The organism is Dyadobacter psychrophilus (assembly GCF_900167945.1).
Lineage (GTDB): Bacteria > Bacteroidota > Bacteroidia > Cytophagales > Spirosomataceae > Dyadobacter > Dyadobacter psychrophilus.
The window spans coordinates 1,008,228-1,022,784 of the sequence record NZ_FUZA01000001.1 but is presented as its reverse complement, the minus strand read 5'-3'; the positions used below and the strand labels follow the sequence as shown (position 1 = coordinate 1,022,784).

The following is a 14,557-nucleotide window of genomic DNA, read 5'->3' as shown; positions in this document are numbered from 1 at the left end:
TTCGCCGGATGAGCATTCAATATATTTTAGAGATTATTGGGACATTTGCTTTTGCTATTTCCGGCGCCCTGGCTGTGAAAGATCAGAAGCACCAGGACTGGTTTGGCGCAAGTTTCACGGCTTTTATTTCATCCATCGGCGGCGGAACATTACGGGATATTTTGCTGGACAGTTACCCGCTCGTCTGGATCAGTGACATCACGATCATTTATGCCATTATGGCGGGGATTCTGGTCACTTTTATATTCTATAAATTTCTCCTGAAACTTCGCAAAACGCTTTTTCTGTTCGACACATTCGGGATTGCATTATTCACCATTGTAGGAACAGAAAAGGCGTTGCATTTGGGCGTCAGGCCAGAGATAGCAGTCATTATGGGCGTCTTTACCGCTACGATGGGCGGCGTAATACGCGACGTCATGACGAACGAAATACCGATCATTTACCGAAAAGAAGTTTATGCAACGGCTTGTTTTGCAGGGGCTTGCAGTTATTTGTTATTAGATAGCGTCGGAGCGGGACGTAATGTTGCTTTTATCTCTGCATCGCTGGTTATCATTGCCATCCGGATTTTAGCAGTTCGTTATCATTGGAGCGTGCCGCGGTTTTTTCGCTAGCACTGACGAGGGTGTAGCGTCGCAAATGTCGTTTACATGCCTCCGGCATTAACATTTTGCGTCAAATCTTCTTTTTGCTACCAATATTACGTCGCTCTGCGACTTGCGTTCTGGTAGGAAATGCCGGAGGCATGAAATGTTGGTAGAAGTAATGTTTGCGCTGCGTTTAAAATGCCGGAGGCATGCCAACTTGGTAGGAACCATGTTTGTGCGAAAATGGCAAATCCCGGAGGGATGTAACAACCAACATTGAGCAAAAAAAGGGATGCGACAAAATCTGCCGCATCCCCGTATCATTTGAAACATTCTTTTTTTAACTCTTCTTTTTCTTCCCTTTTACAGATGAAACGGCCTGTTTTGGTGCGGCGGAGACTTTGGATTGGATCTGCTTGATTCCGTTTTCAATTTGTCCTTTGTAGAAACTTGTGAAAGCGACATCATTCGCTGTACTTCCAGATGTCAATGCTTTTTGGGCAACCGGCAACGCTTCTGCATTCTTACCAAGTTTGCTCAAAATCTGTGCTTTAAGCCATAAATTTGAATAGGATTCTTTTAGGCCAATCGCTTTGTCAACAAGGGAAAGTGCGACCTGCAGGTCTTTGCCTTTGGACAACAAATAACCAGCGGTGCTTTGTAATGCGGCAACGTCTTCCGGCTTTTCGGCAACGGCCTTGTTCAGGCCGGCCATGGTAAGTGACTCAGTGCTTACTGCCAGCGGCACAGGAACATTAACAGACGACCAAGCAAGGTTCAGGTAACCCGTGCTGTCGGAAGCTGGCTCAATGCTGATCCTGAAACTTTCTGTGAACTCCGCGGAAGTTGGAACGACCATTACTCGTGCTACATCATCTGATTCTTTATAATCCTGCGTGCCTCCCTGGTTAAAGTTTTTATTCAAAATCACTGTCCAGGCTGCTCCTGATGGGATGGAGAACAATGCGTATTTACCCGCAGGCACCTTTTTGCCTCCGAATGAAAAGTCTGTTCCGGCCTCGAAAATCGTTGCCATGTTCGCACCGGTGCGCCAGATCTGGTTATAGGGTGCCAATTCTGAGCTGTCTGCAAATACTTTTCTGCCTTTAAGCGCTGGGCGTGAGTATTTTACGGAGAAATCAGTCACTCCAATACTCTGCATAACCGTAGCGGACGGACTAGCCTGCGGCGTGCGTTGTCCGATGGCTGATGTGACCAGTAATGCGGCAAGGGATACTGATAATAAATACTTTTTCATTTCTTAATAAGGTGGTTTATTTCTTGAAGTATTAAACTTGTGGTGAAATTAGAATGAAAAAATCACATAGCCTACATGAAGCGGAATAGTTTGCTTGCCCTCCTGAATGCCTATACGCCGGAAGATGGAACTGAAAAAGAGATGTATCTGGACACGATTGCTTTCATCAAAGCGCACGCGGATTGCTTCGAACGATCGCTCGAAATTGGCCACATTACTGCTTCGGGGCTGGTGCTTTCACCGGACGAGCAATCGGTGCTGCTCATGCATCATCAAAAACTGGGACGCTGGTTACAGCCTGGCGGACATTGCGATGGCGATCCTGATACAGAACAGGTTGCGCGCAAAGAGGTCTGGGAAGAAACTGGGATTCACCATTTAGAATTGTATCAGCAGGGCATTTTTGACGTAGATATTCACCTTATCCCGGAGCGAAAAGGCCTTCCTGCGCATAACCACTACGACATTCGATTTGCTTTTAGGGCTGCTCCCGGACAGGAAATTGTTGTGAATGATGAGTCGCTGGATGTGCAGTGGATCCCTTTGAACAATGTGGAGCAGCTCAATGATTCTGAGTCTGTTGTGCGAATGATCCGGAAGATTACTGCTTGATGAATTTCAGCGACTTTTCATGGTTATCAACGCGGATTTTAACCAGATATAGCCCCGCAGATAACTGATTTGCAGCAATGGGTTGCACACTGCTTAGCCTTGATTCCGAGATACTCAATGTTGCACCATTCAATCCATACAGGCTTAGTGTTGCTTTTTTGCCAATCAAATGCTGTGGAATAGAGAGGCTTGCGTTTTCCAGAACGGGATTTGGAGACAGTACAATTGCTTTCAAGAAGTCGCTCTCCGTTCCCAGCGGCGTATATTCAGTCTGAATGATCTGCTCCGCTTTCACAGCGCTTGGAACACCATATCCAAGCAAGTTGTCCGGCGCGCTCGCCTGGTGCCCCGATTTTTTGATGACATTAATCAGTTGCTGCGCAGAAAGATTGGGATACGCCTGCCATAAAATCGTAGCAAAACCAGCGATTAAGGGAGAAGAAAAAGACGTTCCGTTACTGCTGGCTACATTTCCTGATGTGTTACCGATCACAGCCCCCAAACCAACGGCCGCAACATCGGGCTTTTGCTGGCCTGCTGCATTAGGCCCGACCGAGCTTAATGCTGTGTACGCACGCTCATAATTGGTTGCTCCGACCGTTAAAACAGAATCAACATCCGCAGGAGCTGTAATAAAATGCCATGCTTTATTTCCCTCATTTCCCGCAGAAACGACCACCAGCATGCCTGTACGCGTGGCATAACGTGCTGCACGGCTTACAATGGTGGTTTTTCCGTCCATATCGTCGTAGGTGTAATTGTATTCCGGCTTATCAAATTCGGCGTCAAACTCACTATAACCTAATGACGAGTTGATCACATCCGCACCTACGCTGTCCGCACGTTCGGCGGCCATAAGCCAGGCAATTTCTTCATAAGGTGATTCCAAAAAATCGTTTTCTGTTCGGTAAAGGGCATAAGTTGCCTTAAATGCTGCGCCAATCATTGTTCCTGACTGGTAGGCGGCCATGGTTGACATTACCTGCAAACCGTGTGAACCGTCGTTGTAAACGTCGGCTTCACGGCTCATGAAATCGTAAGTATCCAGAACCCTGTCTTCATCCCGCAGCGGTTTCAGGAACCCCACCTGGTCACCATTTGCGAAGCCGTTGTCCAGAATGGCGATCAGCATATTTTCTCCGTGGAAACCTTTGTTATGCAGCTCGGGAACGTCCATTAGCGCGAGTTGTGCATTCATGTTCCCGTAATTAAGGTCTTCTGCTGTTGCTAATTTTCGGTTCAAAGCACCAATGCGTTCTACGCCGGGAGATTTGCCACTGATATTGGCAACGGGAAGATCGAATTCGATGCCTTTAAAAAACGCGAGCTTTTTGATATTTGCCAGTTGAGCAGCATTGGCTTCAACCACTGCGCCATTAAACCAGCGGGATGTGAAAATGACCGAAGCACCTAGCTGTTTGATTGCAGATGTATAAGTTTGGTTTACTGGAAAATCACGCGTGGTAACGGGAATATTTTGTTTGGTTCGTCTTTCGATCGCGCGCACCGACAAGTATTCGGCCGGTTTATCAATGGAAAATGTGGTGTTGTTTTTGTCCGTGAACAGGACAAAATAGCGCGGGTTGCTTTGCGCAAGACAAAGGTTCAGGCAGAGAAATGAGGTAAAAAGTGTGGTTAGTATAGTTCGGATCATGGTTGTCAAATTTAGACTGTCTTTTCACCCGGAATCTTTCTGCCTCCCAAATGCGGACAATCGAGCAATGCACGGATGCCAGGGTAGGGAACTATGGTTTTTAAATATCCATAATTGTCTGCCAATGTAATTGTTTTATTATGATCTCCCATGGAAATATCAATGTCATTCATTCCAAACTGACACGGATGTTCGTAACCGGTTGCATGCGTAATTTCGATAATTTCCTTGGCAAGTGTGCTCATATAACTGTTAAAACGCTCGCTTTTCAATGTCGGATCAATGCCCGCTTCGAGCCATTTGTTGTTTGTTGCGATGCCGGTCGGGCAGCGGTTGGTATGGCAGGTTTGAGCCTGGATGCAGCCGATCGACATCATCGCCTCACGGGCAACATTAATGATGTCCGCACCCATAGAAAATGCCATCACCGCCTGAGCAGGAAGTCCGAGCTTCCCCGAAGCGATGAAAGTGATTTTATCAGTAAGATTTCTTTTTTGGAAGATTTTATAAACTGTGCTGAAAGCAAAAACCAATGGTAAAGACACGTGATCGGCAAAAGAAGGTGGCGCTGCACCTGTTCCTCCTTCGCCGCCATCAATGGTAATAAAATCGGGGCCTTTGCCGGTTTCAGCCATAATGTCTGCCAATTCTTCCCACATATCCGTCTTTCCCACAGCCGATTTCAACCCGACAGGCAAGCCCGTAGCAGCTGCCATGGCTTCGATAAAATCAACCATTTCCTTCACATTGGAAAAAGCGCTGTGATAGGGCGGAGAAACCACATCTTTGCCAATAGGCACACCCCGGATCTCCGCTATCTCGGCTGTGATCTTGCTGGCAGGCAGCACGCCGCCTTTTCCGGGTTTTGCACCTTGTGAAAGTTTGAGCTCGATCAATCGTACAAAGGGATTCAGCTGCGTCATTTTCACGAGCTTTTCCATCACAAAATTGCCGTCATCATCCCGGACGCCAAAGTATGACGTTCCCATATTAAAAACCACATCCGCTCCAAACTTGTGGTATGGCGACAATCCGCCTTCGCCGGTGTTGTGGTAATTGCCGAATTTGAATGATCCTTTATTCAACGATTCAATAGCGCGCGAGGAAAGTGAACCGAAGCTCATTGCGCTTACATTCACGATCGAACGAGGTCGGTATGGACGCTTCCGGTTATGAAATTCACCGATTACTTTGGCAGATGGAATAGTATAATGATGCGGATCATTGCCGTTTTTGACATGATGGCTGTGCGTAGAATCGAGCCTGAAAGGCAACATTGCCGGCTTTATGAGTACATAACCCGCTTCTTGCATATTTTGGTCTGTACCAAAACCCTGGTAATTGTTTTCTTTTTTGGAAGAAGCGTAGATCCAGGATCGCTGGCGGCGGTTGAAAGGCAGCTCTTCGCGGTTGTTGGCGACAATATACTGCCGCAATTCGGGGCCGATCGTTTCCAGCATGTAACGGAAATGCCCTACCAGTGGAAAATTATGCTGGATCGTGTGCTTCCGCTGTAAAATGTCCCTTATCGCAATGATTACCGGAATCAGGATCAGGTATACCCAGAAAGGGACAGCAGCAAAAAACGACGCAACATTTTCCATGAACTCAGGGTTTAAATGATCGGAAGGTCAGACCTCTTCCCAGGTTGTAACCACTGAGAGGTCTTTCCAGTAACCAGGATATGATTTTACAACAACGCCTGGTTCTTCAATAATGATAGGAGCGACCATTCCGGCTGGCGCAAATGCCATGGCCATGCGGTGGTCATCATACGTATGAATGGAGGGGGTTTCTTTTAATTCAAAACCCGGGATTTGAGCAACTTCGTAAAGATGGTCTTTTTCCACTTCTTTCAGCGTTGCGCCTAATTTCTGCAATTCCTGCTGCAAAGCGAAAACACGGTCAGTTTCCTTTATTTTCAGGCTTTCAATCCCGGTTAGGGATAATCTGATGCCTTTTACTGCGCAGCAAACCGCAACGGTTTGCGCTAAGTCCGGGCAATCTGTGAAATCCCAGCCTATGGATGCTGCAGGGGCGATTTTGGTTAAAAGAACGCCTCTGTCTGTAAAAACACTTTCCACGCCCAGGTGGCGCATAATGTCAACAATGGCGCTATCGCCTTGTAATGAGTCTTTTTTTAATCCCAACAATTCCACTTCGGCATCTTCGGCCAGTGCCACGATGCTATACCAGTAACTTGCACCGGACCAATCAGATTCAATCGCATAAGGATGCGGCTGATATTTGAAGGGAGGGATAATAATGGTATTTGCATGCCAGTCCGCTTTGTATTCTATACCGAAATGTGCCATTTGATTCAATGTCATTTCGATATAAGGCTTCGAGCCGACTTCACCTTCCAGCCTGATTTTCAATCCGCTTGGTAATCCCGGCGCGATCAGCAGCAATGCGGAAATGTACTGGCTGCTGACATCGCCGCGCATAGCAATCTCATTTTGGCCAGAATAGGTAAAACCGTTCAGTTTCAACGGTGGATAACCTGTTTCTTTTTGATATTCAATGTCTGCTCCCAAAACCCTTAGCGCATCCACCAGGATTCCGATCGGCCTTTCACACATACGCGGTGTACCTGTCATAATTTTGGTCTGATCGGTCACTGCAAAATAGGCAGTTAGGAAACGCATTGTGGTTCCCGCATCAATCACATCAGCAACAGTTTCATTAGAATTGAGCAGCCTGAGCATGGTTTGCGAATCGCGGGCTTCTGAAATGTTGGAAAGCTCGCATTTAAAACCGGTCAAAGCATTAATGATCAAAGCACGATTGCATTCACTTTTAGAAGCTGCAAGTCGTATTTCTGCGCGGATTGATTTTTGGGGTGGGTGGACTAGAATGGATTTCACGTAATTCGGTAAGTATTAATATGTTTCCAGGACTTTGAGTTTATTCCTGCTATTTATTTTAAGCGATGAGAAAGTCAGTTTGTAGCAAACAAAACCCGCTGCAATGAATGCGCCGCCTACAACAAGGGATGATGCATCGGTTGTAAATCTTTTGTCATCAATTCCTTTGTTAAAAAAATCAGCTCCCACGTAAATCAGGCCGGCAAGCGGCAGTAATGGTGCTAATTGTGAAATGAACGGGATCCGACGGGACACTTTCATCAGGCGGATATCTTTCAAAAGGATTTCCTGATAATCCATCCTTCCCACTGCTTCGTTAATGATGGCAATGCTAAAAGAAGAATCGCTGACGCTGGCTATAGTTTCGTTGAAACGGATGGTTTCATTATGCATCCGGAACTTAATGTTGTCGCCGGGGAAAAAGCGGTATCTGTGAAAACCGCCGATCATCGGCGAGGCGTCGAGCACCAGATATTTTTGTCCGGGCGTTGCAATTACCCGGCTTGTATTGCCTTGTTTGAGAAAAAGTTCTTCGCTTGAAAGTGCTTTTTTAGCATCATAATGATCTTGCGACCATGCCTGAGGACTTCCTGTAACTAGTAAAATGACGATAACGAAAAGCTGTCTCATAGCAATAAAAGAATGTTTCAAATATAGGGAATCATTCTTTTAAACGGGCAAAAGTGTTGCATTGTTGCTCATATTTTAAGTGTAAATTAATCTCCCTCAGGTGTTTCTTCCCGCGGAACTTTTACAGAAACTCCACCTGAAACAAGCATTTTCATTACATCTGTTGAACTCGCGTCAAGCACCACCACATGCTCGGCGGGAACAATGAACAATTCGCCTGACAAGGAGTAGGACAGTGGCATATATACGGCCACATGATCTGCGATGTTGAGGTGGCTCAGGTCCGTTTGCGTAATAAAACCGATCTTTTTGATTTGTGTTTCCCTATACATGGTCACGAGCACGGGTTGGTTAAATTTCTTTTTATCCCCCACAAAAGCCAGGATCAGGTCTTTGATAGAATAATAGATCAGGCTCACCAGCGGAATGCGCCGCATAATGCTTTCGGCGAACCGGACGAAGGACTGAGGAACAATGGTAGAAAAGAAAAAACCTAAAAAGATGATGAAAAGAATAATCAGCACTATGCCCAGGCCGGGCAGATAAACATATTGATTGTTTGAAATGGGAATGTCAACCGAAATAATGTTATCCAGATATTCCACGCCCGTCCAGATGATCAGTCCCGTCGCATACAAAGGTGCTACGAGGACAAGTCCGCGGATGAAATAACGGATAATGCGTTTCAAAACAGAATTCTTACTTTCCATTGGTATTGTTTCCGTTAGCTGGCGGAGAGAGCGGTGGAGGTGAACAGATTTTTATGAAATATTGGACGATGCGAATTGAATTAGGATATTTGCAGCGCCCTGCGTGCAAATTCGGGGAATGCAGGTAAAATTAAAAAGAAGTTCACTCATTTGACGTATATGTATCAGGCCAGTTATTTAAAACATTTCACGGAGGAGGTTTTTCTTGCCATAGGATGCTCGCCGGAAGAGGCGAAACTGGCTGCTACGGTCCTGGTAAGCGCCGATTTGCGCGGTGTGGATTCTCACGGAATCGCCCGTTTGGCTGGTTATGTGCGCCTGTATGATCACGGCAGACTTAATCCAAATCCGGAAGTGAAAGTGGTTTATGAAACGCCAAGCACTGCTGTTGTGGACGGCGATAAAGGTCTGGGACTAGTTGTAGCGCCAAAAGCAATGGAGATTGCAATGGAAAAGGCTGAAAAAGTAGGTTCTGGCTGGGTTTCCGTCCGTAATTCGAACCACTTTGGCATTGCAGGATATCATGCAATGCTGGCTTTGGAGAAAGATATGATTGGCTGGACCATGACGAATGCTGCGCCTTTGGTAACACCTACATTTTCACTGGATAAATTGTTGGGAACCAATCCGATAGCTGTTGCTGTACCAGCTTTGACGGAACCGGCATTTGTTGCAGATTTTGCATCAACGGCTGTTGCCTACGGCAAATTTGAAATATTACAGCGTAAAGGTTTGCCCGCCCCATTAGGATGGGCTCAGGACGCGGAAGGAAATGCCACAACCGATTCCAATGCTGTTAAAAGCGGCGGTGGTTTGCTGCCGCTGGGCTCGGATCGGGAACATGGCAGTCACAAAGGTTACGGGCTGGGCGCCATTGTAGACATATTTTCGGGAGTCCTTTCAGGCGCTAACTTTGGCCCCTGGGTTCCACCATTTGCAACCGCTGGATTTATGACAGCCCAGCAAGGTGTAGGATTAGGAACGGGACATTTTCTGGGTGCCATGCGTGTGGATGGTTTTCGCCCGGCCGGGGAATTTAAGCAGGATATGGATAAATGGATCAAAGCATTCCGCGGCGCGCGGGCTGTGGACGGTCAAAAAGTGCTTATTCCCGGTGATCCTGAGCGGGAAAGTGAAGCGGATCGCAGCATCAATGGGATTCATTTACTGGAACCAGTCGTTTTGTCATTAGAGGAGTTAGCCAAAAGATTTGGCATACCCTTTGAAATAAATTTATAATTAGCCGTATCACTTATGTCGCGTAATTTCAAAGTAGGATTGTTTGTCACAATAGCAATTCTTACCACCACATTCACATTTTACTTTTGGCAGATCTTCAAAACACCGAACCTGCAAGTGGACAAGCAGTCGAGCTTTGCTTTGCTGATCCCTGAGAAAGCTACATATAAAACGGTCCTGGATTCGCTGAACAAGCACGATGTGATCAATGATCATATTTCGTTTCAATTTTTGGCCAAGCTTTTGAACTATCCTGACAAGGTGAAGCCGGGAAGATATGTGATCAAGGCTAATTCCAATAATTACGAAGTTGTTAAGAAACTTGCGGCTGGAAATCAGGATGCCGTGAAGCTTACATTCAACAATATCAGACTGAAGGAAGACCTGATTACCAGGATCGGAAGTCGTTTTGAATTTGGTGAAGATAATTTCAGAAAAGCTTTGAATGACCCGGCTGTTTGCAATAAATATGGATTGGATACGCTCACGATCGTTTCCATGTTTTTGCCAAATACCTATGAAATTTACTGGACAACGGGCACTGAAAAATTCCTGGACCGGATGCACAGCGAATACAAGAAATACTGGAACGAAGAGAGAACTGCAAAAGCCAAAGCAATCGGTCTCACACCGGTGCAGGTTTCAATTCTGGCTTCCATTGTGGAAGAAGAGCAGGCGCGGAAAGTGGATGAAAGGGCCAAAGTGGCAGGACTTTACATGAATCGCCTGAATGCGCAGATGCCGTTGCAAGCCGATCCCACTATTAAATTTGCGTTACAGGATTTTGCTATCAAGCGCATTTTGAACGGTCAGCTTTTGATCAAATCACCTTACAACACCTATGTAAACGTGGGCTTGCCTCCCGGCCCAATCCGTGTGGCAGACTTCAATTCACTGGACGCCGTGCTCAATTACGACAAGCACGATTATGTATATATGTGCGCCAAAGCGGACCTCTCTGGTTACCACGCATTTGCGACCAATTATACCGATCACCTGAACAACGCACGCATGTATCAGGCTGAATTGAACCGACTCAAAATCATGAAATAATGTTCATTCACGAAGTTAAGGGCGTAAGGGTCCGGTATGCGGATACGGACCAGATGGGATATGTGTATTATGGAAATTATGCCCGTTATTACGAAATTGGAAGAGTAGAGGCATTGCGAAGTTTGGACTTTCATTACAAAGTGATGGAAGATGAGGGCGTGATGATGCCGGTTTACGAAAATCGGTCGCGCTACATTAAGCCCGCACGCTATGATGATGAGCTTAGTATCCGGGTAACTTTACAGGAAATGCCTGGTATAAGAGTTGTTTTTCATTATGAGATCCGGAATCAGCTCAATGTGCTGCTCAATACGGGTGAAACGACCTTGGTTTTTCAGCGCCGTGACAATGGAAAGCTCTGCATGGCTCCCGAAAAACTCCTTAACAAGCTGAGACCTTATTTCGAAATTTAAAGTAACCGCCTATGCTTGAGAAACTGTTGAAAAATCGTCACGTCAAGCGGCTTATTGTTTGGTTACAGCAGACCGTTTTTCTGGGCGGGACAGTTTCTTTGTACGACGTTTTGGTGAACCTGGTGAGGAGCAACCGGAAATACGACATTGACCAACGCGCTTCTGCGGTTGCTTACAGCCTTACCCTGGCATTGTTTCCGGCGGTAATCTTCCTTTTTACATTAATTCCCTACATTCCGATTGAACACCTGGATCAGCAGATCATGGAATTGCTGCGCGAAAATGTGCCGAGCGGCATCTATGAAGATGCGGATCAGACGATCGTAGACATTATCAGCAGGCCGAGAAAAGGCGTGCTTTCGTTCGGTTTTATTTTCGCAATGATCGCTTCGACGAACGGAATGATGTCGTTAATGCGCTCATTTGATATGGTTTATGATGATAATGAGACGCGTGGGTTTTTGAAATTGAGGATCATCGCGACATTGCTGACATTGCTCTTAATCGTAGTTCTTTTTCTATCAGTAATCCTCCTGATTGTAGGCGATGCCGTGATGAACATTCTCAGCGACTGGAACATTCTGCGAGACAATTGGATCATCGTTTTGCTGAACATTACACGTTATCTGATCAGTTTTGGCTCATTAATGCTGACAATCTCCCTGATATACAGATTTGCACCTTCCCATGGCAGGCAATTTAATTTTATCAATGCCGGCTCCATTATTTCCTCTGTGCTTATCCTTTCTGCGACTTACGGATTTTCATTTTACCTGTCCCGGTTTAGCTCTTATAACAAGCTTTACGGCTCAATAGGAACGATGATAGCGCTAATGATCTGGCTTTATCTGCTGGCATTTGTTATCATTCTTGGTTTTGAGATCAATGCAGGAATTAACACCGCCGCCAGGGCAAAAGCTATTGCCAAACGTTGATTTACCGCAAACTAACTACTTTTCTGACATCATTTGATTGTTGCTAATTTTGTGAATTACAGCTTCATAAAAACTAAAAACAAGGCTGTGGGGACCGGAATCGCGATACTGCGTGTTGAAAATGAAAGAAAAGGAAAAACCATTGGTGACTGTTATTCTGACAGCCTACAATCAGGAAAAATACGTTGGCGAAACACTCAAATCTGTATTTGACCAAACTTACACGAACCTCGAACTCATTGTCATTGACAATGCCAGCACAGACGACTCAATACTTGTCATAGAGGCCTTTAAAAATGCGTCAAGGAATTTTTTATTTATCAAAAACAGAAGAAATTCCGGCTTATGCGCTGCATTTAATCACGGACTTTCTATTGCCAGAGGAAAGTATGTGATTGATCTTTCCGGCGACGATCTGCTCATGCCAGACCGCATTGAAAAACAGGTGGAAGCTTTTGAATTGCTTGCGGAAGATTTTGCAGTTGTTTTTTCGAATGCCAAATACATCAGTCCGGCAGGTAAGGAGCTCGACGATCATTATACCGTGGACCCGAATGGCAGCGCAATCAGGCCAGTTCCTTCCGGGGACGTTTATAAGAATGTGCTGGAAAGATATTTCATATGCACGCCTACCATGATGATGCGTACTAGCACGATGCTTGAACTCGGCGGTTATGATGAAACGCTCACATTCGAGGATTTTGACTTCTGGGTGCGCTCTGCGGCTAAGTATAAATATTTCTATCTCGATGAGATCCTGACCAGGAAACGGATTGTTCCCACTTCACTTTCCTCCATGGTCTATAAAAAAGGAAGCGGTATGCTGGCGTCTTATTATGCAGTTTGTAATAAAGCATACGACCTGAACAGGGACCAAAAAGAATTCGATCTTTTAGCCGCGCGTATCCGTACATTTATCAGAAAATGCTGGTATGCACAAGAATATGAACTAGCGGTTCGTTTTCGGGTTTTACTGAATTATATTGAGAATCCGGGATGGCAAACCGAGCTCATTGTGTTCATGTGCAGACTACATCTTCCTGTTAATTTTGCCTATCGTTTTTATATCAAAAACCTAAAAAAAGCGCTTAGTCAGGAAGGTTTTAGCTTTTAGAGTTGTTGTTTCAAAAAGTTGCTATTGCCTATGCCTGCTGAATTCATTAAAATTTACCCACAAAATCCTGACGAAAGAAGGATCCGTCAGGTTGTCGATGTGCTTCGCAACGGTGGTCTGGTTATTTATCCAACAGACACTGTTTATGGGCTTGGATGCGATATTTACAATTCAAGAGCCGTGGAAAAGATCGCCCGCATCAAGGGAATTAAGCCTCAGAAAAACGACTTTTCCTTCATTTGCTATGACCTGAGCCATATATCGGATTTTGCCAGAGTTGATAATTCGGCCTTCAAAATCATGAAAAGGGTTTTGCCAGGACCTTACACATTCATTCTGGAAGCCACGAGCGCAGTTCCGAAACTTTTGAATACAAATAAGAAAACGGTCGGAATCCGTGTACCCGATAATAACATTGCCCGTCTCATCGTAAAGGAACTTGGTAACCCTATTGTTACTACGTCAATTAAAGATGATGACGAAATTATCGAGTATTCCACTGACCCTGAGTTGATTTACGAAAAATTTCAACATCAGGTGGATCTTGTTATCGACGGCGGGTACGGCGGAAACATAGCTTCAACGATTGTGAAAGCAGACAGCGATGGTTTTGAGATAATTCGCGAGGGACTAGGAGATGTTAGTGTGTTTTCGTAAGTCAAAATTGTAATGTTTTAAGTTCGTTTGGTACAATGCAGCCTGGGCAAAATATTTATTATGAATTTTTTGATAATATCATAAGGCTTTACCATATTTGATAGTGTCAGAAATTTTGAGTAACCGTAACGAGATTACGGGAATACGGATCGAGTTACAGTATTTGCCTTGTCTAGCGTATTTTACCTGTTTATTAAAGTACGACCGTATTTACATTGATATTGAAGAGCGGTATGTGAAGCAGACCTATCGAAACAGATGCAGTGTGCTAACTGCGAATAAAATAGATTTGTTAACGGTTCCGGTCCAAGGATACGAGGCAGCCACCCCCACAAAAGATATAAAGATTGACTACGGCCAGGATTGGATCCGCCGTCATTTAGGCTGTTTGCAATCAGCTTACGGAAAATCCCCGTTTTACGAGTTTTATGCCCCGGAGCTTTTGCAGATATACGACAAAAAATTAGCATATCTCGTTGATTTGAATTATGAATTATTGACAATTTGTCTTAGATTGGTAGGAGTTAAAAAGGAAGTGCAGTACAATTTGTCAGGTGCGGTTATCGAGGAAAGCGGAGCATTTAATGCTATTTCCCTCATTAACAACAAGAAAAGCACATTTCCACCCGAATGTTACAAGCCTGAGCCTTATTACCAGACATTTGGGAATGATTTTGTAAGTAACTTGAGTATTATTGATTTACTATTTAATATGGGGCCGGAAGCAAGGAGTGTTTTGTTAAGATCCTGTAAGTTCCAGTAAAGCTATTTTGAACAAACGAGGATCAAGTAGCGTTTAGAATATTAAACACTTTTTTATTGCTG

General features: G+C 44.9%; 15 protein-coding genes. 9 read left to right on the top strand and 6 right to left on the bottom strand.

The window, feature by feature from the left end:
- The first annotated feature begins 8 nt into the window (after positions 1-8).
- Complete coding sequence (locus B5X68_RS04535) at positions 9-617, top strand: trimeric intracellular cation channel family protein (protein WP_082213441.1); 609 nt, start codon at positions 9-11, stop codon at positions 615-617.
- A 313-nt stretch (positions 618-930) separates the two neighbouring features.
- On the opposite strand, the gene B5X68_RS04530 is transcribed toward B5X68_RS04535, so the two are convergent.
- Positions 931-1,848: a DUF2911 domain-containing protein gene (locus B5X68_RS04530; protein ID WP_082213440.1), complete on the bottom strand. Its 918-nt coding sequence runs from the start codon at positions 1,846-1,848 to the stop codon at positions 931-933.
- Between the two features lie 75 nt (positions 1,849-1,923).
- On the opposite strand from B5X68_RS04530, the gene B5X68_RS04525 reads away from it, so the two are divergent.
- Complete coding sequence (locus tag B5X68_RS04525; RefSeq protein ID WP_082213439.1) at positions 1,924-2,460, top strand: NUDIX hydrolase; 537 nt, start codon at positions 1,924-1,926, stop codon at positions 2,458-2,460.
- On the opposite strand, the gene B5X68_RS04520 is transcribed toward B5X68_RS04525, so the two are convergent.
- The 5 genes from B5X68_RS04520 to B5X68_RS04500 all read right to left on the bottom strand — a co-directional run bounded on the left by B5X68_RS04520 (position 2,450) and on the right by B5X68_RS04500 (position 8,321).
- Positions 2,450-4,114: a S8 family peptidase gene (locus B5X68_RS04520; protein ID WP_082213438.1), complete on the bottom strand. Its 1,665-nt coding sequence runs from the start codon at positions 4,112-4,114 to the stop codon at positions 2,450-2,452. The two genes, B5X68_RS04525 and B5X68_RS04520, sit on opposite strands and share 11 nt — an antisense overlap.
- Before the next feature lie 11 nt (positions 4,115-4,125).
- Positions 4,126-5,718 (bottom strand): FMN-binding glutamate synthase family protein, encoded by a 1,593-nt coding sequence (locus B5X68_RS04515; RefSeq protein ID WP_082213437.1) that lies wholly within the window; start codon positions 5,716-5,718, stop codon positions 4,126-4,128.
- Positions 5,719-5,745: 27 nt separating this feature from the next.
- Positions 5,746-6,981: a 3-phosphoshikimate 1-carboxyvinyltransferase gene (locus B5X68_RS04510; RefSeq protein ID WP_082213436.1), complete on the bottom strand. Its 1,236-nt coding sequence runs from the start codon at positions 6,979-6,981 to the stop codon at positions 5,746-5,748.
- Positions 6,982-6,996: 15 nt separating this feature from the next.
- Positions 6,997-7,611 carry a hypothetical protein gene (locus B5X68_RS04505; protein ID WP_082213435.1) on the bottom strand — a complete coding sequence of 205 codons (615 nt, stop codon included), beginning with the start codon at positions 7,609-7,611 and terminating at the stop codon, positions 6,997-6,999.
- A gap of 86 nt (positions 7,612-7,697) precedes the next feature.
- Positions 7,698-8,321, bottom strand: a complete 624-nt coding sequence (locus B5X68_RS04500) for a DUF502 domain-containing protein (RefSeq protein ID WP_082213434.1) — start codon at positions 8,319-8,321, stop codon at positions 7,698-7,700.
- Positions 8,322-8,480: 159 nt separating this feature from the next.
- Between B5X68_RS04500 and B5X68_RS04495 the strand changes: the two genes are divergently transcribed.
- From B5X68_RS04495 to B5X68_RS04465, 7 genes are all read left to right on the top strand, one after another.
- Complete coding sequence (locus B5X68_RS04495) at positions 8,481-9,560, top strand: Ldh family oxidoreductase (protein ID WP_082213433.1); 1,080 nt, start codon at positions 8,481-8,483, stop codon at positions 9,558-9,560.
- Positions 9,561-9,575: 15 nt separating this feature from the next.
- On the top strand, positions 9,576-10,613 hold the full coding sequence (mltG, locus tag B5X68_RS04490) for an endolytic transglycosylase MltG (RefSeq protein WP_082213432.1): 1,038 nt from the start codon (positions 9,576-9,578) through the stop codon (positions 10,611-10,613).
- On the top strand, positions 10,613-11,026 hold the full coding sequence (locus tag B5X68_RS04485; protein WP_082213431.1) for an acyl-CoA thioesterase: 414 nt from the start codon (positions 10,613-10,615) through the stop codon (positions 11,024-11,026). Before mltG ends, B5X68_RS04485 begins: the two co-directional genes overlap by 1 nt.
- Before the next feature lie 11 nt (positions 11,027-11,037).
- Positions 11,038-11,961, top strand: a complete 924-nt coding sequence (locus tag B5X68_RS04480; protein ID WP_082213430.1) for a YihY/virulence factor BrkB family protein — start codon at positions 11,038-11,040, stop codon at positions 11,959-11,961.
- A 121-nt stretch (positions 11,962-12,082) separates the two neighbouring features.
- The gene (locus B5X68_RS04475) at positions 12,083-13,075 is read left to right on the top strand and encodes a glycosyltransferase (protein ID WP_082213429.1); all 993 of its coding nucleotides are present in this window, start codon (positions 12,083-12,085) and stop codon (positions 13,073-13,075) included.
- Between the two features lie 30 nt (positions 13,076-13,105).
- On the top strand, positions 13,106-13,732 hold the full coding sequence (locus B5X68_RS04470; RefSeq protein ID WP_082213428.1) for an L-threonylcarbamoyladenylate synthase: 627 nt from the start codon (positions 13,106-13,108) through the stop codon (positions 13,730-13,732).
- 103 nt (positions 13,733-13,835) lie between these two features.
- Positions 13,836-14,495, top strand: a complete 660-nt coding sequence (locus B5X68_RS04465) for a WbqC family protein (protein WP_229208279.1) — start codon at positions 13,836-13,838, stop codon at positions 14,493-14,495.
- The last annotated feature ends 62 nt before the right edge of the window (positions 14,496-14,557 follow it).

What these genes read in the sequence shown, in the direction of transcription:
- B5X68_RS04535 (WP_082213441.1), top strand. Translation starts at nt 9, where the DNA reads ATGAGCATTCAATATATTTTAGAGATTATTGGGACATTTGCTTTTGCT.
- B5X68_RS04530 (WP_082213440.1), bottom strand. Translation starts at nt 1,848, where the DNA reads ATGAAAAAGTATTTATTATCAGTATCCCTTGCCGCATTACTGGTCACA.
- B5X68_RS04525 (WP_082213439.1), top strand. Translation starts at nt 1,924, where the DNA reads ATGAAGCGGAATAGTTTGCTTGCCCTCCTGAATGCCTATACGCCGGAA.
- B5X68_RS04520 (WP_082213438.1), bottom strand. Translation starts at nt 4,114, where the DNA reads ATGATCCGAACTATACTAACCACACTTTTTACCTCATTTCTCTGCCTG.
- B5X68_RS04515 (WP_082213437.1), bottom strand. Translation starts at nt 5,718, where the DNA reads ATGGAAAATGTTGCGTCGTTTTTTGCTGCTGTCCCTTTCTGGGTATAC.
- B5X68_RS04505 (WP_082213435.1), bottom strand. Translation starts at nt 7,611, where the DNA reads ATGAGACAGCTTTTCGTTATCGTCATTTTACTAGTTACAGGAAGTCCT.
- B5X68_RS04500 (WP_082213434.1), bottom strand. Translation starts at nt 8,321, where the DNA reads ATGGAAAGTAAGAATTCTGTTTTGAAACGCATTATCCGTTATTTCATC.
- B5X68_RS04495 (WP_082213433.1), top strand. Translation starts at nt 8,481, where the DNA reads ATGTATCAGGCCAGTTATTTAAAACATTTCACGGAGGAGGTTTTTCTT.
- mltG (WP_082213432.1), top strand. Translation starts at nt 9,576, where the DNA reads ATGTCGCGTAATTTCAAAGTAGGATTGTTTGTCACAATAGCAATTCTT.
- B5X68_RS04485 (WP_082213431.1), top strand. Translation starts at nt 10,613, where the DNA reads ATGTTCATTCACGAAGTTAAGGGCGTAAGGGTCCGGTATGCGGATACG.
- B5X68_RS04480 (WP_082213430.1), top strand. Translation starts at nt 11,038, where the DNA reads ATGCTTGAGAAACTGTTGAAAAATCGTCACGTCAAGCGGCTTATTGTT.
- B5X68_RS04475 (WP_082213429.1), top strand. Translation starts at nt 12,083, where the DNA reads ATGAAAGAAAAGGAAAAACCATTGGTGACTGTTATTCTGACAGCCTAC.
- B5X68_RS04470 (WP_082213428.1), top strand. Translation starts at nt 13,106, where the DNA reads ATGCCTGCTGAATTCATTAAAATTTACCCACAAAATCCTGACGAAAGA.